Source organism: Streptomyces sp. bgisy100 (genome assembly GCF_057709105.1).
The window spans coordinates 72526-95964 of record NZ_JBYITE010000010.1; the positions used below are offsets into that span (position 1 = coordinate 72526).

Consider the following 23439-nt stretch of genomic DNA (forward strand, 5'->3'; position numbering starts at 1 on the left):
TATGAGCACGGAAACGACGCGGCCGGCGGCGATCGAGATCCAGGGGCTGCACAAGTCCTTCGGCGAGCTGGAGGTGCTGCGCGGCATCGACTTCCGGATCGGGTACGGCGAGGTGGTGTGCGTCATCGGGCCGTCGGGGTCCGGGAAGTCCACGCTGCTGCGCTGCGCGAATCTGCTGGAGCAGCCGACCGCCGGGAAGGTGCTGGTCGGCGGGGTCGACATCACCGATCCGGAGGTGGACATCGACCGGGTGCGCCGCCGGGTCGGGATGGTCTTCCAGTCGTTCAACCTCTTCCCGCACCTGTCCGTCCTGGAGAACCTCACCATCGCGCAGCGGCGGGTGCTGGGCCGGGGCAAGGAGGAGGCCGCGGAGGTCGCGCGGGAGAACCTCGCGAAGGTCGGCCTGACCGACAAGGAGGACAGCTACCCGGGGCGGCTGTCGGGCGGCCAGCAGCAGCGGGTGGCCATCGCCCGGGCGCTGTCGATGGGCCCGGAGCTGATGCTCTTCGACGAGCCGACCAGCGCGCTCGACCCCGAACTGGTGGGCGATGTGCTGGCGGTGATGCGCACCCTGGCCGACGAGGGCATGACGATGATGGTCGTCACGCACGAGATGGGCTTCGCCCGCGAGGTCGCCGACCGGGTCGTCTTCATGGACGACGGGAACGTGGTGGAGGAAGGCGGCCCGGACGAGGTTCTGACCCGTCCGGGCCACCAGCGGACCCGGGCCTTCCTGGCCCGGGTCACCGAGCCTCAGCGGCCGCGCAGCGAACGGTAGCGGGCGGCCAGGGCGGCGGTGGAGCTGTCCAGGCCCGCGCCGCCGGTGCCCTCGGTGAGGACCGGCTCGATCCGCTTGGCCAGGGCCTTGCCCAGCTCCACGCCCCACTGGTCGAAGGAGTTGATGTTCCAGACCGCGCCCTGGACGAACACCTTGTGCTCGTAGAGCGCGATGAGCTGGCCCAGCACCGAGGGGCTGAGCTCGGTGGCGAGGATCGTGGTGCTCGGGCGGTTGCCGTGGAAGGTGCGGTGCGGCACCTGCTCCGGCGCCACGCCCTCCGCCACGACCTCCTCGGCCGTCTTCCCGAAGGCCAGCGCCTGCCCCTGGGCGAACAGGTTGGCCATCAGCAGATCGTGCTGGGCGGCCAGTTCCGGGCCCAGCTCCTCGACGGGCCGCGCGAAGCCGATGAAGTCGGCCGGGACGAGCTTGGTGCCCTGGTGCAGCAGCTGGTAGTAGGCGTGCTGGCCGTTGGTGCCGGGGGTGCCCCAGACGATCGGCCCGGTCTGCACCCGCACCGGGTGGCCCTCGCGGTCCACCGACTTGCCGTTGGACTCCATGTCCAGCTGCTGGAGGTAGGCGGTGAACTTGGCGAGGTAGTGGCTGTACGGCAGCACGGCGTGCGACTGGGCGTCGTGGAAGTCGTCGTACCAGATGCCCAGCAGGCCGAGCAGCAGCGGGGCGTTGGCCTCCGGCGGCGCGGTGCGGAAGTGCTCGTCGACGAGGTGGAAGCCGTCCAGCATCTCGCGGAAGCGGGCCGGGCCGATGGCGATCATCAGGGAGAGGCCGATGGCCGAGTCGAAGGAGTAGCGGCCGCCGACCCAGTCCCAGAACTCGAACATGTTCTCGGTGTCGATGCCGAACTTCGCCACCTCCTCCCCGTTCGTGGAGAGCGCCACGAAGTGGAACGGCACCGCGGCCTCGTCCCCGCCGAGCCCGTCCAGCAGCCAGCTCCGGGCGGACCGGGCGTTGGTGACCGTCTCGATGGTGGTGAACGTCTTCGAGGCGACGATGAACAGCGTCTCGGCCGGGTCCAGGTCCCGGATCGCCTCGTGCAGGTCGGCGCCGTCCACATTGGAGACGAAACGGAACGTCAGCGAGCGGTCGGTGTACGCGCGCAGCGCCTCGTACGCCATGGCCGGGCCCAGGTCCGAGCCGCCGATGCCGATGTTGACGACGTTCCGGATCCGCCGGCCGGTGGAGCCGACCCACTTGCCCGAGCGGACCGATTCGGCGAAGCCCGCCATCTTGTCGAGCACGGCGTGCACCCGGGGAACGACGTTCTCGCCGTCCACCGTGATCACCGCGTCCCGCGGGGCACGCAGCGCGGTGTGCAGCACGGCGCGGTCCTCGGTGACATTGATCTTCTCGCCGCGGAACATCGCGTCCCGCAGCTCCGCCACGCCGGTCGCCGCCGCCAGTTCCCGCAGCAGCCGGAGGGTCTGGTCGGTGACCAGGTGCTTGGAGTAGTCCAGGTGCAGATCACCCACCTGAAGGGAGTACCGCTCGCCGCGGTCGGGGTCACCCGCGAACAGCTCGCGCAGCTGCACCTCCCCGAGCTGCTCCCGGTGCTTGCCCAACGCGACCCACTCCGGCAACCGGTCGAGCCCGGTACGGCCTTCTGCGTTCATCTGCGCCTTCACCACTTCTCTCGTACCTGCCCCGCTGCGGGTCCAACTTAATTGATCAGGCCCGGGTACGAGGTGTCCCCCGGCTGTCCTCGCGGCCAAGCGCGGGTATCAGCGCGGCGACACCGGCCAGGAACAGGCCGGCGGCCAGCAGCATGGGCGTGTTGAGCCCCCAGGCACCGGCCACCGCTCCGCCGAGGACCGCGCCGGCCGGGGCGCCCGCGACCGACGCGGTACGGAACGCCGCGCCGACCCGGCCGAGCAGCTCGGGCGGTGTGCTCTGCTGCATCATCGTCACCTCGGTGACATTCCAGACCATCCCCACGAAGCCGAAGATCCCCAGGGCGACAGCGGCGGCGGGAAGGCCGGGCAGGGTGCCCAGCGCCAGCAGACAGCCGGTCTGCACGAGTCCGCCGGCCAGCAGGACCCGGGTCCGCCCCAGCCGGTCGGTGATCCGGGACGCCAGCAGCCCGCCGACGACGGTCCCGACGCCGTACACCGTGATCACCAGGGCGTATCCGGTGTCCCCGGCGCCCAGCCGGCCCTTCACCAGCAGCACCAGGGTGCCGATGAGCGCGCCGATGGCGATGTTGCACACGGCGGTGGACAGGCACAGGGACCGCAGCACCGGATGCCGCCACAGGGCCCGCAGTCCCTCGGCGATGTCCCGCCGGAGCGTCGCCCCCGGCGGCCGCGGGTCCCGCTCCGGCGCCGCGGTCCGCACCGACGCCACCAGCGCGGCGGCGAGCAGATAGCTGGCCGCGTCCACGGCGTAGGGCGCGGCCAGGCCCAGCCCCAGCAGCACCGGCACCAGCGGAGCGCCCACGAACCGGTGCGCCGCCTCCTGCCCGGTCATCAGCCGGGCGTTCGCCCTGCCCAGCGCCGCCCGCGGCACCACGGACGGCAGCAGGGCGGTCGCCGCGTTGTCGAAGAGGGTCTGGAGTGCGGTGAGGGCGAAGGCCAGGACGATCAGCAGGGCGATACTCGCGTGGCCGGTCGCGACCAGGACGGCGAAGGCCGCCATGAGCAGGGCGCGCACCGTGTCCACCGCCCACATGGCCCGGCGCTGGTCCACCCGGTCCGCGACGGCGCCGCCGAGCAGCCCGAAGAGCAGCCAGGGCGCGAGTCCGGCGGCGGTGACCAGGGAGATGAGCAGCGGCGAGTCGGTGAGGCCGTAGGCGAGCAGGGGCAGCGCCGCACCGCGCAGGGCGTCCCCGAACCGGGAGACCACCGCCGCGGTCCACAGCCGCCCGAACCCGCCCCGCCAGGCGGGCACCACGGATTCCGGTACGGACTGCGCTCCTTCACCCGGCGCGGCGACCGGCACCTGCCCAGGTCCGGCCACCACCCTCGTCTCACCCGCCACCTGTGTGGCGCCTGCCTCTTGCGCCTCGTGTGCCCCTTCGTACTCGGGGGCCACTGTCGGCTCAGCCACTGTCGGCTCAGCCGCTGCCCGCTCGGTCGACGCCCCTGGACGGGCCCCCGTCCCCGGTAAGGGCTCCACCCGCGGCGCTGCTCGCCGCTGCGGTTCCGCCGGGTGCGGTTGCGCGGTTTGTGGATGCGCGGGTTGTGGTTGCGCGGATTGTGGTTCCGCCGGGTGCTCTTCCCGCGCCTCGCCTCCACCCGTGCCACCGGCACCGACACCCGCCACCGCCATGACTCACCCCTCCGCACCGTTCCCTGGTGTTCGTCACCCTAGGGACAGCCACTGACAACGCCCCCGGGCCAACTTGCCCCGGCCCGGAACGCCAACGGCCCGGTGCACCGGGGATGTACCGGTGAACCGGGCCGCTGGAACGGCTGACGGGGCGCGGGAGGCGCCCGGGTGAGCTCGGGGACGACGTCCGGAGGGCCTAGATCTCGCCGCGGAGCTTGGCGAGCGCCTCGGCGAGAATCGCCTCGCCGTCGGCGTCGCTGCGCCGCTCCCGGACGTACGCGAGGTGTGTCTTGTACGGCTCGGTGCGCGGCGGGTCCGGCGGGCTCTCCCGGTCCTTCCCGGCGGGGAAGCCACAGCGGGGGCAGTCCCAGGTCTCGGGAACCTGCGCGTCGCTGGCGAAGCTCGGCTGTGTCTCGTGCCCGTTGGAGCACCAGAAGGAGATGCGGAGGCGCGGTGCGGATTCGCCCCGCTCGGCCTCCCCCATCGGCCCCGCTCCGACCCGACTTCCACGGATCGCGTTGCCACTTGCCACGGTCGTAACTCCCTGCGTCATGGTGCCGCGAAGCATTGATAGGCAGCTCCGCTGCCGGGGCGCTCCAGTCTACGTAAGGCCCAACGCGCGTCCAGTGGCAGGAGTTACATACCACTCCTCGAGGACGCAAGCCCTCATGATATGCCGCAGGGACGACGGTGTGTCAGGAGTCGAACTTCATCAGCACGCCGAGGGCCACAATGCACGCGAACCACAGCAGACCGACCACGACCGTGATCCGGTCCAGGTTCCGCTCGGCGACCGACGAGCCACCGACGGAGGACTGCATGCCGCCGCCGAACATGTCGGACAGACCGCCGCCCTTCCCCTTGTGCATCAGCACCAGCAGCATCATCAGCGCGCTGAAGACGATCAGGGCGATCGAGAACCCCATAACCACGGCTGGACCAACTCTCTCGGACGGTGACGGACGCTGCTCTTGATCGAACAATCGGGTCTTGATCGAGCAATCGGGGGCCGGGCAGCTGCAGCGCGCTGCCTCGACCCCCGACAGGGTACTTCGGAGTACCGCCTTCGGCCTACTTACTGGTCGCGGAAGCGGACGATCTTGACGAACTCGTCGACATCCAGTGCCGCCCCGCCGATCAGGGCGCCGTCCACGTCGGGCTGCGCCATGATCGCGGCGACGTTGCCGGACTTCACGGAGCCGCCGTACTGGATGCGGACCTTGTCGGCCAGCTCCTGGGTGTACAGCTCGGCCAGCCGGCCGCGGATCGCCCCGCAGACCTCCTGGGCGTCCTCGGGCGTGGCCACCTCGCCGGTGCCGATGGCCCAGACCGGCTCGTAGGCGATCACGATGGTCTCGGCCTGCTCCGCCGGTACGCCCTCCAGGGCCCCGTCGACCTGGGCGAGGGTGTGCGCGACCTGGTTGCCCGCCTTGCGGACGTCCAGGCCCTCACCGACGCAGAGGATCGGGGTGAGGTCGTGCCGGAACGCGGCCTTGACCTTGGCGTTCACCAGGGGCTCGTCCTCCTGGTGGTACTGCCGTCGCTCGGAGTGGCCGATCGCCACGTAGCTGCACTTGAGCTTGGCCAGCATGCCGCCGGAGATCTCGCCGGTGTAGGCGCCCTCGTCGTGCGCCGAGAGGTCCTGGGCGCCGTACTTGATCTTGAGCTTGTCGCCGTCGACCAGGGTCTGCACCGAACGCAGGTCGGTGAAGGGCGGCAGGACGGCGACCTCGACGTCCTCGTAGTCCTTGTCGCTCAGGGCGAAGGCGAGCTTCTGGACATGGGCGATGGCCTCGAGGTGGTTGAGCTTCATCTTCCAGTTGCCCGCCATGAGCGGGGTGCGGCTGGTCATGTCCGTCCTTTCTGGTTCTCGTCCCCGCCCGCGCGGCGCGCGGACGGGACTCGTGTCGGTGCGCGGCCCGCAGGCCGCGGGGGCGTGCGCCCCGGCGGTCAGTCCTCGAGCGCCGCGAGGCCGGGGAGCGTCTTGCCTTCGAGGTACTCCAGGCTCGCTCCGCCGCCGGTCGAGATGTGACCGAAGGCCTTCTCGTCGAAGCCCAGGGTGCGCACGGCCGCGGCCGAGTCGCCACCGCCGACGACGGTGAAGGCAGAGCTGTCGACCAGGGCCTGGGCGACCGCGGCGGTGCCCCCGGCGAAGTCGGGGTGCTCGAAGACACCCATCGGGCCGTTCCAGAAGACGGTGGCCGCGTCGGCGAGCTTCGCGGCGTACAGCTCGCGGGTGCGCGGCCCGATGTCCAGGCCCTCCTGGTCGGCCGGGATGGCGTCGGCGGCGACGACCGTGGGGTTGGCCGGGGCCTTGGTCTTCAGGTCCGGGAACTCGGGCGAGACCAGGACGTCGACCGGGAGCACGAACTCCACTCCCTTGGCCGCGGCGCGCTCCAGGTACTCCCGGACCGTCGGGATCTGGTCCTCCTGGAGGAGCGAGATGCCGACCTCGTGGCCCTGGGCCTTGAGGAAGGTGTACGCCATGCCGCCGCCGATGAGGATGCGGTCGGCCCTCTCCAGCAGGTGGTCGATGACGCCGAGCTTGTCCGAGACCTTGGCACCGCCGAGCACCACGGCGTACGGGCGTTCGACGTCCTCGGTGAGGCGCTTGAGCACGTCCACCTCGGCGGCGATCAGGTAACCCGCGGCGTGCGGGAGCCGGGCCGGGAGGTCGTAGACCGAGGCGTGCTTGCGGTGCACCGCACCGAAGCCGTCGCCGACGTAAACGTCGGCCAGCTCGGCGAGGCTGTCGGCGAACGCGCCGCGCTCGGCGTCGTCCTTGCTGGTCTCTCCCGCGTTGAAGCGCAGGTTCTCCAGCAGCGCGACCTGGCCGTCGGCCAGCGCGGCGACGGTGGTGCGGGCGGACTCACCGACGGTGTCGGTCGCGAACGCCACGCCCCTGCCGAGGAGTTCGGCCAGCCGCTTGGCGGCCGGGGCGAGGGAGAACTGCGGGTCCGGGGCGCCCTTGGGACGTCCCAGGTGCGAGGCGACCACCACCTTGGCGCCGGCCTCGGCGAGCTTGGCGACGGTCGGCACGACGGCACGGATCCGGCCGTCGTCGGTGATGGTGGTGCCGTCGAGCGGCACATTCAGGTCGGCGCGGACGAATACGCGCCGGCCCGCCACACCGCCGTCGATGAGGTCGTCGATCGTCTTCATGTTTCCTGGACTCCTTGGGTGCCGAGACAAGCGGCAGGGCCCGTGCGGCGCGCTGTGCGCTGCGCGAGCCCTGCCACTCACATCGAGGTGTCGTAAGGCCGCTGGGGTCAGAGCCGCCCGCCGACGAAGGTGGTCAGGTCCACCAGGCGGTTGGAGTAGCCCCACTCGTTGTCATACCAGCCGACGACCTTGACCTGCTTGCCCTGGGCCATGGTGAGGCCGGCGTCGAAGGTGCAGGAGGCCGGCCAGTTCACGATGTCCGAGGAGACGATCGGGTCCTCGGTGTACTCCAGGATGCCCTTGAGCTGACCCTCGGCGGCCTTCTGGAAGGCCGAGTTGATCTCGTCCTTGGTGACCTCGCGGTCGAGCTCGATGACGAGGTCGGTCACCGAGCCGGTGGGGACCGGGACACGCATGGCGATGCCGTCCAGCTTGCCCTTGAGCTGCGGGAGCACCAGAGCGGTGGCCTTCGCGGCGCCGGTGGAGGTGGGGATGATGTTCTCCGCGGCGGCCCGGGCGCGGCGCAGGTCCGAGTGCGGGAAGTCGAGGATGCGCTGGTCGTTGGTGTACGCGTGGACGGTCGTCATCATGCCCTTGACGATGCCGAAGCTCTCGTCGAGCACCTTGGCCATCGGCGCCACACAGTTGGTGGTGCAGGAGGCGTTGGAGATGACGTGGTGGTTGGCCGCGTCGTACTTGTCCTGGTTGACGCCCATCACGATGGTGATGTCCTCGTTCTTGGCCGGGGCCGAGATGAGGACCTTCTTCGCGCCGGCGGCCAGGTGCTTGGCCGCGTCGTCACGCTTGGTGAAGATGCCGGTGGACTCGACGACGATGTCGGCGCCCAGCTCACCCCAGGGGAGCTGCGCCGGGTCGCGCTCGGCCATCGTCCGGAAGGTCTGGTTGCCGACCGTGATGGTGTCCTCGGTGTGGCTGACGTCCTGCTTCAGCCGGCCGAGGATCGAGTCGTACTTGAGCAGGTGCACCAGGGTGGCGTTGTCGGTCAGGTCGTTGACACCGACGATCTCGATGTCCGCACCCTGCTCCAGGAGAGCCCGGAAGTAGTTGCGGCCGATGCGGCCGAAGCCATTGATTCCTACGCGGATCGTCACGAACCGATCTCCTCGTTGGTACGCCGGTCTGGAACCCGGCGAGCTGTATGGGATGTCCCCGACCACCCCCGACCCTACCCCCTTCGACGGGGGGACCGGCGACATCGGGCGGCCGGGGACACGCACGGTCAGCGGCACAGGGCGCGCAGTGCTGTCCGTACCACCTGTGCCCGCTCCTGGGCGCCGTTCACATGCTCCAGACCGAAGCCGAGCAGCACCGTGTCGCGCGTGGTCACGGCCGACGAGGCGTGGAACAGCTCCCGGGAACGAGCCCAGTCGGTGGTGCTCGCGGGGCTGCCGGCCGGCGCGCCGGGAACCGCCCAGGGACCGAGCGCCTGCTCGAATCCCTCGGTCTGCCCGGGGGTGCCGCTGGTGAGCAGACGGGTGTTGTCGACGAACACGCCGCGCCCGCCGGTGCCCGGGTCGGTGACGTAGGAGACCGACAGCTCGACCTTCTTGCCGGCGTAGCCGCTCAGGTCGAACGCGACGGACCGCCAGCCGTCGGAGGAGCCGGTGAACCGGTTCCAGCTGCCGCTGCTGCCGGTGGCCCGGCAGGCGTCCTCGCCCTGGGTGAGGTAGTGCGACAGGAAGGGGTGGCCGCGGAGGTAGAAGCCCTCGGTGCAGTCGGCGGGCACCTCCGTGCCGGTGCCGCCGCGCTTGTCGGGCAGGGTCGTCCAGTCGTCCTGGCCCACGGTGTGCGCCTCGACGATCACGTTGTCGTAGTCCCGCTCGGTGTCGTAGCTGAGCCGGAAGTCCAGCGTCGGCTCCGCGGCGGCGTCCGTGCCGGTCAGATCGACGGTGCGGGACAGCCGCATCCAGGAGTTGTCCTGGTGCCGGGCGGCGGCGAACCAGTCGCCCTCGTACGGCTGGAACGGGGTCCGCACGCCGGGGTAGTCGCCCGCGGCGGCGCTGCGGAACTGCGGGAAGTCCGCGGGCGGCAGTTCGTCGGAGGTGACGGTGTAGGCGCCCGCGCCGTCCAGCGGATTGCCCTCGGCGTCGCCGAGGCGGGCCGTGGTCCCGCCGAGCCGTCCGGTTCCGGCGAACCGGTCCGGGGACTTCACCGAGATGCGGCCGGAGGCACCGAGGTAGTACTGGCTGAAGTCGTCGGTGGCGGCCCGTCCGACCGTGGACGCGCCGCCCGCCTTCTCGCCGGTGGTGATGAGCTTTCCGCCCTCGTTGAGGAAGTCCCGCACGGCGAGCAGCGTCGAGCCGCCGGGCCGCTCGGCGCCGGTGTACCAGAGCACGGTGCGGAAGTGGTCGAGGATGCCGAGGTGATGCGGGGTTCCCTGGGTGGCGACGTCCCAGACGACGGCCTTGCGCCCGTTGTCGGCGAGCGCCCGGGTGTACGCGGCCGTGTGCCGGGCCGCGCCGGTGCCGCCCTCCTCGGCGATGACCAGGGTGTCCGCCGCGGGGCGCTTCGCGACGGCGTAGGTGAAGGGGGTGCTCTCGGTCCGCTTGCCCGCGCGGGTGCGGCCGGTGAACCAGACGGTCACCTTGTCGCCGGTGCGCGCTCCGGTGACCTTCGCCCGGTACTGGTCGAAGCGGATGTTGTCGTCGCCGCCATAGGTCTCGCCGCCCTTCCAGGCCTTGAGGCGAGCGGTGTGCGTACGGCCGCCGTCGATGCGGTAGTTGAGCTGCTTGGCCCGGACGCTCTTGCGTGCGGTGACGGAGACCTGCTGGGCGGCGCCGCGGGCGTAGGAGGTGGTGAAGGCGTCCGGGGTGAAGTCCGGGGCCTCCATGCCGACGGGCGAGCTGGGCCGGTCCGGGTGCGCGGCGGTCTCGGCGACGGCCAGCGCGAAGGGCACGTTTTTGCGGAACTCCTGCTCGATCAGCTTGCGGTCGTCGGGGAAGTTGAAGCCCGACGGGCAGTCGGCGGCGTTCCAGGCGTCGTTCGGGTCGACCCGCGACGCCGTGGCACAGGTGGACATCTCCGGGGTGAACATCATCATCCCGTTGGCGTTGCCCGCGTGGCCGTCCGCTTCACCGTTGGTGGTGTAGAGCTCGGACGAGACCTGGGGGCGGTAGCCGGGGACCGCGGGCTTCTCCGGGGTGCCGGCCAGCGCCTTGTAGAGGACGTCGTCCGGGGTCTCGGTCGCGACCTGCCAGCCGACGCCGTAGAGGATCAGTTCCGCGGCCGAGTGGTAGTTGATGCCGTACTCGAAGCCGATGCGCTTCTGGAGACGGTCGATCGCCTTGGTCTCCGGCTCGGACATGGCGCCGCTGCCGCGGAAGGTCTCATCGGCCGGGTCGGGCGAGGAACCCTCGTTGTCGTAGCCCCACTTGTAGGCGAAATTGCGGTTGAGGTCGACGCCGTCGCCGGGGGCGATCTTCCCGTCACCGTTGTTGTCGTGGAGGTTCTTGCGCCACAGCCGGTTGCCCGGAGTGAAGCTGAAGTCGTATCCGTCGGGGTTGGCGGAGAGCACGAACCACAGCTCGGTGGAGTCCACGATCCCGGTGATCCGGCGGTCCCGGCCGTACCCGTCCAGGTAGTGGTGCATCAGCCGGCGGGTCATCTCCGGGGTGATCCACTCGCGGGCGTGCTGGTTGGACATGTACAGCACCGCGGGCCTGGCGCCGTCCCGGACCTTCCGCGCGCCCTTGCCGACCTTGAGGGCGAGGATGTCCTTGCCGCCGACGGTCTTTCCGATGCTGACGGCCTTGGTGATGTCCGGGTGCGCCCGCGCGGTGGCGAGGATCTCCTGCTGCAGACCGTTCTCGCCGCTGTACGGGCGGAACACCCCGTCCCCGGCGGCCGCGAGGCGGTGCTCGGCCGTGCTGGAGAGGGTGCGCCGTTCGAGGTCGACGCCCTGGTGGCGCAGCTCTGCGGCCTGCCGGCCGGTGAGCACCAGTTCGACCTTCGTGGTGCCCGTCGCCGGTGCCCGCTCGCCCAGTTCGTGGCCGTCGGCGCCGGCCCGGAGCAGCAGCGGGATCTGTTCCCTGGTCACGTCCGCGTTCCACACGGAGACTTCGTCGCCGTCCGGGCCGTTGCCCGGCCGGGCCTGGGCGGCAGGTGCGGCCACCACTAATCCCAGCAGCAGTGAAGCCGCTGCGAGGATCGATCTCGCCTTGCGTCTCATGAGCCCCCCTTGCTGTAGTCCGTCACGGTTGTGCGCTGACGACAGGCTTGTGACGCTGCATGATCATGTCAATAGGGCCGGTCGCGCCGCGCGGGCACGGCCGACGGGGGGTTCCGGCGGCCTGCCGGGGTCCGATGATCAGGTCAGCACGAGGGCGGGCACCACGGGCGGAGCCGCGCCGGGCAGTGCCCGGAAAGGACGGCGGCCCCGCACCCTCCAGGGGTCACGGGGCCGCCGACCGACGGGCTTCCGGCTTCCGGCTTCCGGCTTCCGGCTTCCGGCTTCCGGCTTCCGGCTTCAGCCGACCATGCCGTCGGCCATCTCCTCCGTCAGATTGGACTCCGTCCCCGGAATGCCGAGGTCCTGGGCCCGCTTGTCGGCCATCGCCAGCAGCCGGCGGATACGGCCCGCGACGGCGTCCTTCGTCAGCGGCGGATCGGCGAGCGCGCCCAGCTCCTCCAGCGAAGCCTGCTTGTGCTCCATGCGCAGCCGTCCGGCGGCGGCGAGGTGCTCGGGCACCTCCTCGCCGAGGATCTCCAGGGCCCGCTGGACCCGCGCCCCGGCGGCGACGGCGGCCCGCGCCGAGCGGCGCAGGTTCGCGTCGTCGAAGTTGGCGAGCCGGTTGGCCGTCGCCCGGACCTCACGGCGCATCCGCCGCTCCTCCCAGGCCAGCACCGACTCATGGGCGCCGAGCCGGGTCAGCAGCGCGCCGATCGCGTCGCCGTCCCGTACGACGACCCGGTCCACACCGCGCACCTCACGGGCCTTGGCCCCGATGCCGAGCCGGCGGGCGGCGCCGACCAGGGCGAGCGCGGCCTCCGGCCCGGGGCAGGTGACCTCCAGGGACGAGGAACGGCCGGGCTCGGTGAGCGAGCCGTGGGCCAGGAACGCGCCGCGCCAGGCGGCCTCGGCGTCACAGGTCGCACCGGAGACCACCTGGGGCGGCAGCCCGCGGATCGGGCGGCCGCGGCCGTCGACCAGCCCGGTCTGCCGTGCCAGCTGGTCACCGCCCGCCACCACCCGAACGACGTAACGGCTGCCGCGCCGCAGCCCGCCCGGGGCCATCACCACCAGGTCGGACGCGTGCCCGAAGATCTCCAGGATGTCCTTGCGCAGGCGGCGGGCGGCGATGCCGGTGTCCAGCTCCGCCTCGATCACGATCCGGCCGCTGACCAGGTGCAACCCGCCCGCGAACCGCAGGATCGACGAAACCTCCGACTTCCGGCAGCAGGTCCGGGTGACGGGTAGTCGGGAGATCTCGTCCTTCACCGCTGCCGTCATCGCCATGGGCCGATCCTTCCATGCATCCGAAAAATACGGTCGTACGCGGCGGCCAGCAGCTCCGGGTCGTGCTTGGAGGAACTGTCCGGCGCGGCCACCGGCGCCAGCTCGACCGTGCCGCCCAGGCGCTGGGCGGCCTCGGTCAGGCTCTTCCGGTCGGGCACGGCGGCCTCGTCGGCCAGCACCACGTCGAAGGCGAGTTTAGGGGCGTGTCGGGCCAAAACCTCCAAATGACGCTGCGGGGAGAACCCCTCGGTTTCACCGGGCTGCGGCGCGAGGTTCAGCGAGAGCACCCGGCGGGCCTTGGTCTCGGTGAGCGCGGTGAGCAGCTCCGGGACGAGCAGATGCGGGATCACCGACGAGAACCACGAGCCGGGGCCGAGCACCACCCAGTCGGCGTCGAGAACCGACTCCACGGCCTCGGGCACGGCCGGCGGGTCGTTGGGCACCAGATGAACGGACTGGACCTCGCCGGGCGTGAGCGCGACGGTGGCCTGGCCCCGGACGGTGCTGATCGCCTCGGCATCGGCGGGGTCGTGGCCGCGTACCAGTGCCTGGAGCTCCAGCGGCACCGCCGACATCGGCAGCACCCGGCCGTGCGCACCGAGCAGCCGGCCCACCCACTCCAGTGCCTTGACGTGGTCGCCGAGCTGTTCCCACAGCGCGACGATCAGCAGGTTGCCGACGGCGTGGCCGTGCAGGTCGCCCTCGCTCGCGAAGCGGTGCTGGATCACCCGGGCCCAGGTCTGGCCCCAGTCGTCGTCCCCGCACAGCGCCGCCAGCGCCTTGCGGAGGTCGCCGGGCGGCAGCACGCCCAGCTCGTCACGGAGCCGCCCGCTCGATCCCCCGTCGTCGGCGACCGTGACCACGGCCGTGAGATCACCGGTGATGCGGCGCAGCGCGGCCAGCGAGGCCGACAGGCCCTGGCCGCCGCCGAGCGCGACGACCTTGGGCTGGGCAGCGCTGCGCCGGCGGTTCGCCCGCCGCGTGGGCAGGCCCGCCCGGTCCGGCACGAGCGCCCGGACCCGACGGAGCCGCGAGCTGCGCCCGCCGCCCGGCCGCGGCGGGACGGCCGGGGCGGGGGCCGGGGCTTGAGGGGTGCCCGGAGCCCGGGGGGTGTCCGGGACCCGGGGGGTGTCCGCGGCCCGGCCGGCGTCCGGGAGCCGGTCGGCGCACTCCTCGGCGCCGGCCGGCCCCTCGGCGGCGCGGCCGCTCGTGTCCGGGGCAGGCCCGCCCGGTGCGGGGGCGGCGCTGTCGTCCCGGCCCTCGTCGCGGCGTTTCACTCGCGCCCCATGTCCCGGTGGACGACCACGGTCTCGACCCCTTCGGCCGCGAGCCGCGCGGCGAGCTTCTCGGACATGGCGACACTGCGGTGCTTGCCACCGGTGCAGCCGATCGCGATCGTCACGTAGCGCTTGCCCTCACGGCGGTATCCGGCCGCGATGAGCTGCAGCAGTTCGGCGTAGCGGTCCAGGAACTCCTTGGCACCGGGCTGGTGGAAGACGTAGTTGGAGACCTCTTCGTTGGTCCCGGTGAAGGGGCGCAGCTCGGGCACCCAGTGCGGGTTGGGCAGGAAGCGGCAGTCCGCGACCAGGTCGGCGTCGACCGGCAGGCCGTACTTGTAGCCGAAGGACATCACCGTGGCACGCAGCTCCGGCTCCTCCTCGCCGGCGAACTGGGCGTCCATCTTGGCCCGCAGTTCGTGGACGTTGAGGCTGGAGGTGTCGATCACCAGATCGGCGTCGCCGCGCAGCTCGCGCAGCAGGTCGCGCTCGGCGACGATGCCGTCCACGATGCGGCCGGAGCCCTGGAGGGGGTGCGGGCGGCGCACCGACTCGAAGCGGCGGACCAGTGCCTCGTCGGACGCCTCCAGGAAGATCACCCGGCGCTTGACGTTCTTGGCGGCCAGGTCGGCCAGGGACTCCCGCAGGTTGTCGAAGAACCGCCGGCCGCGGACGTCGACGACGACCGCGATCCGGGCCACGTTGCCCTGCGAGCGGGCGCCGAGGTCCACCATCGTGGGAATCAGGGCGGGCGGCAGGTTGTCGACCACGAACCAGCCGAGGTCCTCCAGGCACTTGGCCGCGGTGCTGCGGCCCGCGCCCGACATACCCGAGATGATCACCAGCTCGGGGATGGCTCCGGAGTCGGCGCCGTCCGCCGTCGTGCCCGTACTCACCTGTGCTCCGTCTCCGTCGTTGTCATTCATCCGTCCTGCCCCCGTTCCGACGAGGACGCCGCGGCTGCGGCCTCGTCCTCCATGATCTCTCCCGTCGCGGTGTTCACCGCGGGCCCGGCCGGAGCCGCACCGGCGAGCGCCACCACGACCGTCTCGGCCGTCTTGCGGCCGATGCCGGGCACCTCGCAGATCTGGTCGATCGTGGCGGCCCGCAACCGCTTGACCGACCCGAAGTGCTTGAGCAGGGCCTGGCGACGGGTCTCGCCGAGGCCGGGGACCGTTTCGAGGGGCCCGGACCGCATGCTCCTGCTGCGCTTCTTCCGCTGGTAGGCGATGGCGAAACGGTGCGCCTCGTCGCGGATGCGCTGGAGGAGGTAGAGCCCCTCGCTGGTGCGCGGCAGCACCACCGGATCCTCGTCGTCCGGGAGCCAGACCTCCTCCAGACGCTTGGCGAGGCCGCAGACGGCGACATCGTCGATGCCCAGCTCGTCGAGGGCCCGCCGGGCGGCGGCCACCTGCGGCCGGCCGCCGTCGACGACGACGAGCTGCGGGGGGTAGGCGAAGCGCCGCGGCCGGCCGGTCTCGGGGTCGACGGGGCCCCCGGCCATGGGGTCGGCGTCGGGATCGACCGGGCCCGAGGACGGTACGGGGGCGGGGACGGCGCCGGGCTCCACGAGGGCCGGGCCGACGGCTTCGGGACCGGTGGGCGACACAGTAACGGCGGCTTCGCCGCCGGTCCCCTCGGGAGCGGTGGGCGACGCAGTGCCGACGACGGCTTCGCCGCCGGTCTCCTCGTCCCACTCCCCCGTCCGCTGCTTCTCCTGGAGGTAGCGGCGGAAGCGGCGCCCGATGACCTCGTGCATGGCCCGGACGTCGTCCTGTCCGGCGAAGCTCTTGATCTGGAAACGCCGGTACTCGCTCTTCCGGGCGAGGCCGTCCTCGAAGACGACCATGGACGCCACCACGTCGTCGCCCTGCAGATGCGAGACGTCGAAGCACTCGATCCGCAGCGGCGCCGAGTCCAGGTCCAGGGCTTCGGCGATCTCCTCCAGCGCCCGGGAGCGGGTGGTCAGATCGGAGGCACGCTTGGTCTTGTGCAGCGCCAGGGCCTGCTGGGCGTTCCGCTGCACGGTCGCCATCAGGTTCTTCTTGTCGCCGCGCTGCGGTATCCGGAGGCTGACGTTGGAACCGCGGCGGGCGGTGAGCCACTGCACGACCGGATCGGCCGGCTCGGGCACCGCGGGGACGAGGACCTCGCGGGGCACGCCCTCGCCGGTCTCCTCGCCGTACAGCTGCTGGAGGGCGTGCTCGACGAGTCCGGCGGTGTCCACGGCCTCCACCTTGTCGGTGACCCAGCCGCGCTGACCGCGCACCCGGCCGCCGCGGACGTGGAAGATCTGGACGGCGGCCTCCAGTTCGTCCTCGGCCACGGCGATCAGATCGGCGTCCGTGGCGTCGGCGAGGACGACCGCGTTCTTCTCCATGGCGCGGCGGAGCGCCTCGATGTCGTCGCGCAGCCGGGCGGCCTTCTCGAACTCCAGCTCGTCCGAGGCGTCCTGCATCTGCTTCTCCAGGCGCCGCAGATACGCCCCGGTGCTGCCGGCCATGAAGTCGCAGAACTGGTCGGCCAGTTCGCGGTGCTCCTCCGGAGTGACCCGGCCGACGCAGGGTGCGGAGCACTTGCCGATGTAGCCGAGCAGACAGGGGCGGCCGATCTGCGCGGAGCGCTTGAAGACCCCGGCGGAGCAGGTGCGTACGGGGAAGACCCGCAGCAGCAGGTCGACGGTCTCCCGGATGGCCCAGGCGTGGGCATAGGGGCCGAAGTAGCGAACACCCTTCCTCTTCGGTCCGCGCATCACCTGAACGCGTGGAAATTCCTCGTTCAGGGTGACGGCGAGGGAGGGGTAACTCTTGTCGTCCCGGTATTTGACGTTGAACCGCGGGTCGAACTCCTTGATCCAGGAGTATTCGAGCTGCAGCGCCTCGACCTCGGTGGCGACGACCGTCCACTCGACGGAGGCCGCGGTGGTGACCATCGTGCGGGTCCGCGGGTGCAGCCCGGCGAGGTCCTGGAAGTACGAGGAGAGCCGCTGACGCAGGCTCTTCGCCTTCCCGACGTAGATCACCCGGCCGTGCTCGTCCCGGAACCTGTAGACCCCCGGCGAGTCGGGGATCTGTCCCGGCTTGGGTCGGTAGCTGCTGGGGTCTGCCATGCCCTCACCCTACTGGCGGGAGGGGACAGTCCGGCGGCCGGAGACCGTCGGCCGAGGGGACTCGGGTGTGACGTGTCCCATGCAACGGAGCAGCGGTGGCGCCCCGGGGCGGGGCTCGGGCGGGCGAGGGGCCGGGAGTGACGCCGGAGCGCGTGCAAGGGGCACCGGAGGGGGCGCGGGGGCGGGGCTTCGACCGGTTCCGCCGGCATCGGCCTGAGCGGCCACGACAGCCCGGACCAGGCACGTCGGGAGGACGGAGGGGCGCAGCCCCGTGGGACGGCGGAGAGGTGCGGAGCGCGGGAGCGCGGGAGGAGCCGAGGCATCCGTGGAGGTACGGGAGGACCGCGGTGCGGGAGGACCGCGGTGCGGGAGGACCGCGGTGCGGGAGGACCGCGGTGCGGGAGGACCGCGGTGCGGGAGGACCGCGAAGGAGTGGGCCTCGGAGGGCTGGGCCTCAGAGGGCGGGCCCCAGAAGAGTGGGCAGGGTGGGTGCCGGGCGCGGTGGTCACGGGACAGCGGCCGTGGCCCCGGCGCGGTACGTGTGGGCGGGCCGGGCGGACGCGACCGCCGTGGCGAGCGGGCAGCTCTGCAGCGCAGTCGGCGGCGGGCAGCCGTCGAACAAACGGGACGCCGCGGCGACGGAGTGCGGGCCGGTCGGCGCGGACGGTCAGCGCGGACGGTCAGCGGCACCTGCGACGACGAGCGGCGACAGCGCTCAGTCCGAGTGCCAGCACCGCGGCCACGGCGGTGGCGGCGGACGCCGCCGTCACCAGGCTCTCGTCAACGGCCCGGCCGGGGGGCGAGGCGGGCCCGCCCGGGGTTCCGTAGCCGCCGACCTTGCCGTCCCGGTCGTGCGCGGAGCTGGGCAGCCCACTGCCGTACGCCGGGTGACGGAGAGCCGGGCGGGCCTCGACCGTCCTGCTCCCGCCCGGGGACCGGTCCTGTGCCCGTCCCGGAGCGTGCGCCGGTGCCGCGTACCGCGTGCGGGCCTGCGCGTCCGCCTGAGCCCAGTGCGCGGCCACCGAGGTCACCGCACGCGCCGGGGAGGCGGCCCGCGCCGATGCCTGGAGCGGTGGCGCGAACAGCAGCAGTACGGCGGCAAGTGCCCCGGTCACGGCCGCACGGGCGGCGGTCCTGTGGGCGGTCACAACTTCACGCTCCGATCCGGTCGGGCGCGCGGCCCTGGGTGCAGGGCCGGCCCGGAGATGACGGCTGTTGTCGGCGCACCGGCGCGGATCGCCCCCTGCTGACGGTCGTTCTGGGCCATCTCGTCCCCGGTCCTGTCGTTGACATTGTCATAACCGTAGATCACATGCATGTCGCCTCTCGTCCGAGTTGATCCCGGTCTGCACAGTGGAGTAATGCAGTCATCCGGCACATGCGGCCCGGGTTTGACGGCTGCTCCGGTCGGATCGCTTCGTGCATGACCGAAGGTTGCACGGGAGTTGGGGCCGGCTGTACCGCTAATGGGGTCGAGCACGCGCGGAAGTACGGATTTCTCCGCGCCGGCCGGCGCTGCCCCGATGCGGAACTCCCCCGGGTGCGGGGCGAATCGGAGCAGCGGTCCGGGCGGCGGGGCTCTGCCCTGGTCCGATGTTGCTGCCCGGACGGCAGCTCGGGGCACGCCGTCGGCGGCCCTGCGCCGCCTGCGGTCAGACGAAGTCGATGCGCTCCTCGCTGACCGGGTAGCCCGCCGTCGCGAAATGTGCGGCCATCGGGAAGTTCCCCTGGTCGGTCGCGGCCACGATGCGCGTCGCGCCCCGTGCCACCAGGTCCTGTGTGCACTCGACCAGCAGGTCGTAGGCATAGCCGTGGCCGCGCCGCTCGGGGAGGACGCCGATGAAACCGATGCAGGAGCCCGACGGGTTGCGGGCGGGGACGTGGAAGCCCACCATCTCGCCGGCCGGGTCGTAGGCCACGCGCCACCAGTCCCGTGGGGAAGGCATCCAGCTGAGGACGGTCAGGAGTTCCTCGACCGCGCCGGCCCTGCCGTGCGTCGCGATGTCGTTCAGGTCGTGGGCGTCCAACGAGCCTTCCTGGATCCGGCGCACCAGGCCCCGGATGACGTCGTCGTCCGGCTCGGGCCGGTACTCCAGGCGCCCGGTGCGCTCGGGGAGCGGGCAGTCGGAGGTCCAGGTGTAGCGGTAGCGCTCGACCAGCTTCCGGAGGCCGGCCGCCTCGGCCGCGGCCGTCCGGGCCTCGGCTGCGGCCCGCACCTCCGGCTCGTCGCGCCAGCCGGGCGGCAGCAGCAGGCTGTACTCGGCGTGCAGAGGTGCGGCGCGCAGCAACTGGACAGCGGCTTCGTGGTCGGTGAAGTCGAACCAGTCGAGGGCGATGGGTTCGTCGTCCCCGGGCTTGGCCCACCAGGCCGCGCGAGCGACCACGACGCCGTCGCGCAGAGCGACCCAGGTCCATTCCGGCCGGTACTGGCCGCCGTCGGCGACCATTCCGTAGCTGTCGCCGAGAACGGCGCGGCCGACCAGGCCCGGGTCGGGCAGGGAGGTGAAGAGGGGAGTCTCGCCCGCGGTGAGCGGACGGATGACCAGTTCAGTCATGGGTGAAGTGATCCTTCGGGGAGAGTGACGCGCTCCCGAATCAGACCTGGGACGCCCGGTGGACGGGGCGGGAGCGCAGGGTTGCTGTGGTGGACATCGCTCTCGCCTCCTCATCTGTGATCACGGGCGTGCGCTCACCTTAACGGCGGCCGCTCGCAGAGGTCCAGGCATTTCCGTGCCGTGCCTCTCGGCGTCGGCCGACGGCAGTCACGGCCCGCGTGGACCGGACGCGGTCACGGTCCGCGTGCACGGCGGCGCGGGCGTTCCGCTCCGCCGTGCACGCGGGCCCCGCGCGGGTCTTGCTCTGCCCGGACCGTCGGTACAAGCGCGCCGGGCCCAGACGCACCGGGCATGGGCGCCCGCCGGGCATGGGCACGCCTTGGTCCAGGCACGCCCTGGCCCAGGCACGCCCGGACATAGGCCCGGGTCCAGGCACGCCCTGGCGCCGGCCCGCCCGGGCTCAGGCGCGCCGGGTCCTCGTCTGCTTCCCCTCCGCGGACTTCTTCGCGGTGGTGCTCTTCTTCGCGGCCGTGGTCTGCCCGGCCACGGTCTTCTTGGCAGCGGCCTTCTTGGTGGTGGTCTTCTTCGCCGCCGTCCTCCCGGCCGCATCGGCCTTCGGCGTCGAGTTCACCGTGGTGGACTTGGCCGCCGCCCGCTTGCCGGTCGACGTCTTCGCGTCCACCGTCCGCTTGGCGGGCGCGGACCGGGCCGCGACCGTCCTGGCGGACTTCCGGGCGGCCGGGGCCTTCTTCGCCGTCCGCTGTGCTCCCACGCGCGGGGTGGCGTCGCTGACCCGCTCGCCCAGGAGATCCCGAAGGAACTTGCCGGTGTGGCTCGCCGGGACGGCCGCCACCTCCTCGGGCGTGCCCTCGGCGACCACCAGACCGCCGCCGCTGCCGCCCTCCGGACCCATGTCGACGACCCAGTCGGCCGTCTTGATCACATCGAGGTTGTGCTCGATGACGATCACCGTGTTTCCCTTGTCGACCAGTCCGGACAGCACATTGATCAGCTTGCTGATGTCCTCGAAGTGCAGCCCCGTGGTGGGCTCGTCCAGGACGTAGACGGTCCGGCCGGTCGAGCGCTTCTGCAGCTCGCTCGCCAGCTTGACGCGCTGCGCCTCACCGCCGGAGAGCGTCGGGGCCGACTGCCCGAGGCGGACGTATCCCAGGCCGACCTCGTTGAGCGTGCGCAGATGGCGCGAGATCGTCGGCACGGCGTCGAAGAAGTCCAGCGCCTCCTCGATGGGCATGTCCAGCACCTCGGCGATGGACTTGCCCTTGTAGTGCACCTCCAGGGTCTCCCGGTTGTAGCGCGCACCGTGGCAGACCTCGCACGGCACATACACGTCCGGCAGGAAGTTCATCTCGATCTTGATGGTGCCGTCACCGGAGCAGTTCTCGCACCGGCCGCCCTTGACGTTGAAGGAGAACCGGCCCGGCAGATAGCCGCGCACCTTCGCCTCCATCGTCTCGGCGAAGAGCTTGCGCACATGGTCGAAGACCCCGGTGTACGTGGCGGGGTTGGACCGCGGGGTCCGGCCGATGGGCGACTGGTCGACATGCACCACCTTGTCGACCAGGTCGTCGCCGTCGACCCGGGTGTGGCGCCCGGGGACGGTCCGGGCGGCATTGAGCTCCCGCGCCAGGTGCGTGTAGAGGATGTCGTTGACCAGCGTGGACTTGCCGGAGCCGGAGACACCGGTCACCGCCGTGAACACCCCGAGCGGGAAGGACACATCGATGTCCTGGAGGTTGTTCTCCCGTGCGCCGCGGACCGTCAGCCGGCGCTCGGTGTCCACCGGCCGCCGGATGTCCGGCGTCGGGATCTCCTTCTTCCCGGCGAGGTACTGGCCGGTCATCGACTCGCTGTTGGTCAGCAGCTCCTTCAACGGGCCGCTGTGCACGACCTTGCCGCCGTGCTCGCCCGCGCCCGGGCCGATGTCCACCACCCAGTCCGAGGTCTTGATGGTGTCCTCGTCGTGCTCCACGACGATCAGCGTGTTGCCCAGGTCCCGGAGCCGGACCAGGGTCTCGATCAGCCGGTGGTTGTCGCGCTGGTGCAGGCCGATGGAGGGCTCGTCCAGCACGTAGAGCACGCCGACCAGGCCGGAGCCGATCTGGGTGGCGAGCCGGATGCGCTGTGCCTCGCCGCCCGAGAGCGTCCCGGCGGCCCGGTTCAGGGACAGGTAGTCCAGGCCGACGTCGACCAGGAAGCGCAGCCGCTCGTTGACCTCCTTGAGCACCCGCTCCGCGATCTTCTTCTCCCGGGCGCTGAGCTTCATCTCCCGCAGGAAGTCCGCACAGTCGCTGATCGACATCGCGGACACCTCGGCGATCGACCGGCCCTGCACCGTGACCGCGAGGACGATCGGCTTCAGCCGGGTGCCCTCGCACGTCGGGCAGGGCACCTCGCGCATGTAGCCCTCGAAACGCTCCCGGCTGCTGTCGCTCTCGGCCTCCGAATGCCGCCGCTTGACGAACGGCACCGCGCCCTCGAACGAGGTGGTGTACGCGCGCTCGCGCCCGTAGCGGTTGCGGTAGCGCACCTCGATCTGCGTCCGGTGCCCGTTCAGCAGGGCCTTCTTCGCCCGCTGCGGCAGCCCCGCCCACGGGATGTCCGTACGGAAGCCCAGCTCCTCGGCGAGGGCCCCGACCAGCCGGCCGAAGTAGTCCTTGGTGTGGCCGTGCGACCACGGGTTGATGGCGCCCTCGTCGAGCGACTTGTCCTCGTCCGGGACGATCAGCTCCGGGTCCACCTCCATGCGGGTACCGATGCCGGTGCAGTCGGGGCAGGCACCGAACGGCGAGTTGAACGAGAAGGAGCGCGGCTCCAGCTCCTCGAAGGACAGGTCGTCGTACGGGCAGTAGAGGTGCTCGGAGTACATCCGCTCGCGCTGCGGATCGTCGGCGTCGAGGTCGACGAAGTCGAGGATGACCATGCCGCCGGAGAGCCCCAGCGCGGTCTCCACGGAGTCCGTGAGCCGGCGCTTCGCGCCCTCCTTCACCGTGAGGCGGTCGACGACCACCTCGATGGTGTGCTTCTCCTGCTTCTTCAGCTTGGGCGGGTCGGACAGCTGGATCGTCGTGCCGTCCACCCGCGCGCGGCTGTAGCCCTTGGTCTGGAGGTCGGAGAAGAGATCGACGAACTCGCCCTTGCGCTCGCGCACCAGCGGGGAGAGCACCTGGAAGCGGCTGCCCTCCTCCAGGCTCAGCACCTTGTCGACGATCGCCTGCGGCGACTGCCGGGAGATCGGCCGGGCGCACTCGGGACAGTGCGGCTTGCCGATCCGGGCGAAGAGCAGCCGGAGGTAGTCGTAGACCTCCGTGATCGTGCCGACCGTCGAGCGCGGGTTGCGCGAGGTCGACTTCTGATCGATGGAGACCGCCGGTGAGAGACCCTCGATGAAGTCCACATCGGGCTTGTCCATCTGGCCCAGGAACTGGCGGGCGTAGGAGGAGAGCGACTCGACGTAGCGGCGCTGCCCCTCCGCGAAGATCGTGTCGAACGCGAGGGAGGACTTGCCCGACCCCGACAGCCCGGTGAAGACGATGAGGGAGTCGCGAGGGAGGTCGAGCGAGACGTTCTTGAGGTTGTGCTCGCGAGCGCCACGGACGATGAGACGGTCGGCCACGCCGGTCGGCACCTTTCGTGAGAAGAGGCGGGGGTACGCCGGCACCCCCGGTCCAGGGTATGGGCGGCGCCACTGCGGTGTCGTACTTGATGCCGGACCGAGCCTATAGCACGCACATTCGATTTACGGGGTCGTGTCGCCACCTTCACCCGAACGTGTGGCGGCG

At 71.5% G+C, this 23439-nt stretch carries 17 protein-coding genes; 1 reads left to right on the forward strand and 16 read right to left on the reverse strand.

The genetic code is table 11. The features are described from left to right. Nucleotide 1: 1 nt before the first annotated feature. The gene (locus AC3EQ1_RS09560; protein ID WP_432093874.1) at nucleotides 2-778 is read left to right on the forward strand and encodes an amino acid ABC transporter ATP-binding protein; all 777 of its coding nucleotides are present in this window, start codon (nucleotides 2-4) and stop codon (nucleotides 776-778) included. On the opposite strand, the gene pgi is transcribed toward AC3EQ1_RS09560, so the two are convergent. The 16 genes from pgi to uvrA all read right to left on the reverse strand — a co-directional run bounded on the left by pgi (nucleotide 754) and on the right by uvrA (nucleotide 23273). Continuing rightward, nucleotides 754-2406, reverse strand: coding sequence for a glucose-6-phosphate isomerase (gene pgi / locus AC3EQ1_RS09565; RefSeq protein ID WP_432093875.1), 1653 nt, complete (start codon nucleotides 2404-2406; stop codon nucleotides 754-756). The genes AC3EQ1_RS09560 and pgi overlap by 25 nt on opposite strands. A gap of 55 nt (nucleotides 2407-2461) precedes the next feature. Continuing rightward, nucleotides 2462-3730: an MFS transporter gene (locus AC3EQ1_RS09570; protein WP_432093953.1), complete on the reverse strand. Its 1269-nt coding sequence runs from the start codon at nucleotides 3728-3730 to the stop codon at nucleotides 2462-2464. 526 nt (nucleotides 3731-4256) lie between these two features. Then, complete coding sequence (locus AC3EQ1_RS09575; protein WP_351507258.1) at nucleotides 4257-4592, reverse strand: RNA polymerase-binding protein RbpA; 336 nt, start codon at nucleotides 4590-4592, stop codon at nucleotides 4257-4259. A gap of 163 nt (nucleotides 4593-4755) precedes the next feature. Then, nucleotides 4756-4986 (reverse strand): preprotein translocase subunit SecG, encoded by a 231-nt coding sequence (gene secG, locus AC3EQ1_RS09580; RefSeq protein ID WP_351507256.1) that lies wholly within the window; start codon nucleotides 4984-4986, stop codon nucleotides 4756-4758. A gap of 149 nt (nucleotides 4987-5135) precedes the next feature. Further along, nucleotides 5136-5912 (reverse strand): triose-phosphate isomerase, encoded by a 777-nt coding sequence (tpiA, locus tag AC3EQ1_RS09585; protein ID WP_432093876.1) that lies wholly within the window; start codon nucleotides 5910-5912, stop codon nucleotides 5136-5138. 98 nt (nucleotides 5913-6010) lie between these two features. Continuing rightward, nucleotides 6011-7222, reverse strand: a complete 1212-nt coding sequence (locus AC3EQ1_RS09590; RefSeq protein WP_432093877.1) for a phosphoglycerate kinase — start codon at nucleotides 7220-7222, stop codon at nucleotides 6011-6013. 107 nt (nucleotides 7223-7329) lie between these two features. Next, nucleotides 7330-8334 carry a type I glyceraldehyde-3-phosphate dehydrogenase gene (gene gap, locus AC3EQ1_RS09595; RefSeq protein ID WP_432093878.1) on the reverse strand — a complete coding sequence of 335 codons (1005 nt, stop codon included), beginning with the start codon at nucleotides 8332-8334 and terminating at the stop codon, nucleotides 7330-7332. A gap of 128 nt (nucleotides 8335-8462) precedes the next feature. Continuing rightward, complete coding sequence (locus AC3EQ1_RS09600; RefSeq protein ID WP_432093879.1) at nucleotides 8463-11411, reverse strand: M14 family metallopeptidase; 2949 nt, start codon at nucleotides 11409-11411, stop codon at nucleotides 8463-8465. A 297-nt stretch (nucleotides 11412-11708) separates the two neighbouring features. Beyond that, the gene (gene whiA, locus AC3EQ1_RS09605) at nucleotides 11709-12698 is read right to left on the reverse strand and encodes a DNA-binding protein WhiA (protein WP_351507247.1); all 990 of its coding nucleotides are present in this window, start codon (nucleotides 12696-12698) and stop codon (nucleotides 11709-11711) included. Further along, on the reverse strand, nucleotides 12689-13705 hold the full coding sequence (locus tag AC3EQ1_RS09610) for a gluconeogenesis factor YvcK family protein (RefSeq protein ID WP_432093954.1): 1017 nt from the start codon (nucleotides 13703-13705) through the stop codon (nucleotides 12689-12691). The genes whiA and AC3EQ1_RS09610 overlap by 10 nt, the downstream gene beginning before the upstream one ends. Before the next feature lie 266 nt (nucleotides 13706-13971). Further along, complete coding sequence (gene rapZ, locus AC3EQ1_RS09615; protein WP_432093880.1) at nucleotides 13972-14901, reverse strand: RNase adapter RapZ; 930 nt, start codon at nucleotides 14899-14901, stop codon at nucleotides 13972-13974. Beyond that, nucleotides 14898-17084, reverse strand: a complete 2187-nt coding sequence (gene uvrC / locus AC3EQ1_RS09620; RefSeq protein ID WP_432093881.1) for an excinuclease ABC subunit UvrC — start codon at nucleotides 17082-17084, stop codon at nucleotides 14898-14900. The genes rapZ and uvrC overlap by 4 nt, the downstream gene beginning before the upstream one ends. Before the next feature lie 680 nt (nucleotides 17085-17764). Further along, on the reverse strand, nucleotides 17765-18232 hold the full coding sequence (locus AC3EQ1_RS09625) for a hypothetical protein (protein WP_432093882.1): 468 nt from the start codon (nucleotides 18230-18232) through the stop codon (nucleotides 17765-17767). Beyond that, a complete protein-coding gene (locus AC3EQ1_RS09630; protein WP_432093883.1) occupies nucleotides 18229-18402 on the reverse strand; it encodes a hypothetical protein in 174 nt (57 codons plus the stop codon). Before AC3EQ1_RS09630 ends, AC3EQ1_RS09625 begins: the two co-directional genes overlap by 4 nt. Before the next feature lie 334 nt (nucleotides 18403-18736). Next, on the reverse strand, nucleotides 18737-19639 hold the full coding sequence (locus tag AC3EQ1_RS09635) for a GNAT family N-acetyltransferase (RefSeq protein ID WP_432093884.1): 903 nt from the start codon (nucleotides 19637-19639) through the stop codon (nucleotides 18737-18739). 460 nt (nucleotides 19640-20099) lie between these two features. Continuing rightward, nucleotides 20100-23273 carry an excinuclease ABC subunit UvrA gene (gene uvrA / locus AC3EQ1_RS09640; protein ID WP_432093885.1) on the reverse strand — a complete coding sequence of 1058 codons (3174 nt, stop codon included), beginning with the start codon at nucleotides 23271-23273 and terminating at the stop codon, nucleotides 20100-20102. Nucleotides 23274-23439 lie beyond the last annotated feature (166 nt).

Excerpts from the sequence above, each read along its gene's own strand:
- AC3EQ1_RS09560 (WP_432093874.1), top strand. The coding sequence starts at position 2 with ATGAGCACGGAAACGACGCGGCCGGCGGCGATCGAGATCCAGGGGCTG.
- pgi (WP_432093875.1), bottom strand. The coding sequence starts at position 2,406 with ATGAACGCAGAAGGCCGTACCGGGCTCGACCGGTTGCCGGAGTGGGTC.
- secG (WP_351507256.1), bottom strand. The coding sequence starts at position 4,986 with ATGGGGTTCTCGATCGCCCTGATCGTCTTCAGCGCGCTGATGATGCTG.
- tpiA (WP_432093876.1), bottom strand. The coding sequence starts at position 5,912 with ATGACCAGCCGCACCCCGCTCATGGCGGGCAACTGGAAGATGAAGCTC.
- AC3EQ1_RS09590 (WP_432093877.1), bottom strand. The coding sequence starts at position 7,222 with ATGAAGACGATCGACGACCTCATCGACGGCGGTGTGGCGGGCCGGCGC.
- AC3EQ1_RS09600 (WP_432093879.1), bottom strand. The coding sequence starts at position 11,411 with ATGAGACGCAAGGCGAGATCGATCCTCGCAGCGGCTTCACTGCTGCTG.
- whiA (WP_351507247.1), bottom strand. The coding sequence starts at position 12,698 with ATGGCGATGACGGCAGCGGTGAAGGACGAGATCTCCCGACTACCCGTC.
- rapZ (WP_432093880.1), bottom strand. The coding sequence starts at position 14,901 with ATGAATGACAACGACGGAGACGGAGCACAGGTGAGTACGGGCACGACG.
- uvrC (WP_432093881.1), bottom strand. The coding sequence starts at position 17,084 with ATGGCAGACCCCAGCAGCTACCGACCCAAGCCGGGACAGATCCCCGAC.
- AC3EQ1_RS09630 (WP_432093883.1), bottom strand. The coding sequence starts at position 18,402 with ATGCATGTGATCTACGGTTATGACAATGTCAACGACAGGACCGGGGAC.
- AC3EQ1_RS09635 (WP_432093884.1), bottom strand. The coding sequence starts at position 19,639 with ATGACTGAACTGGTCATCCGTCCGCTCACCGCGGGCGAGACTCCCCTC.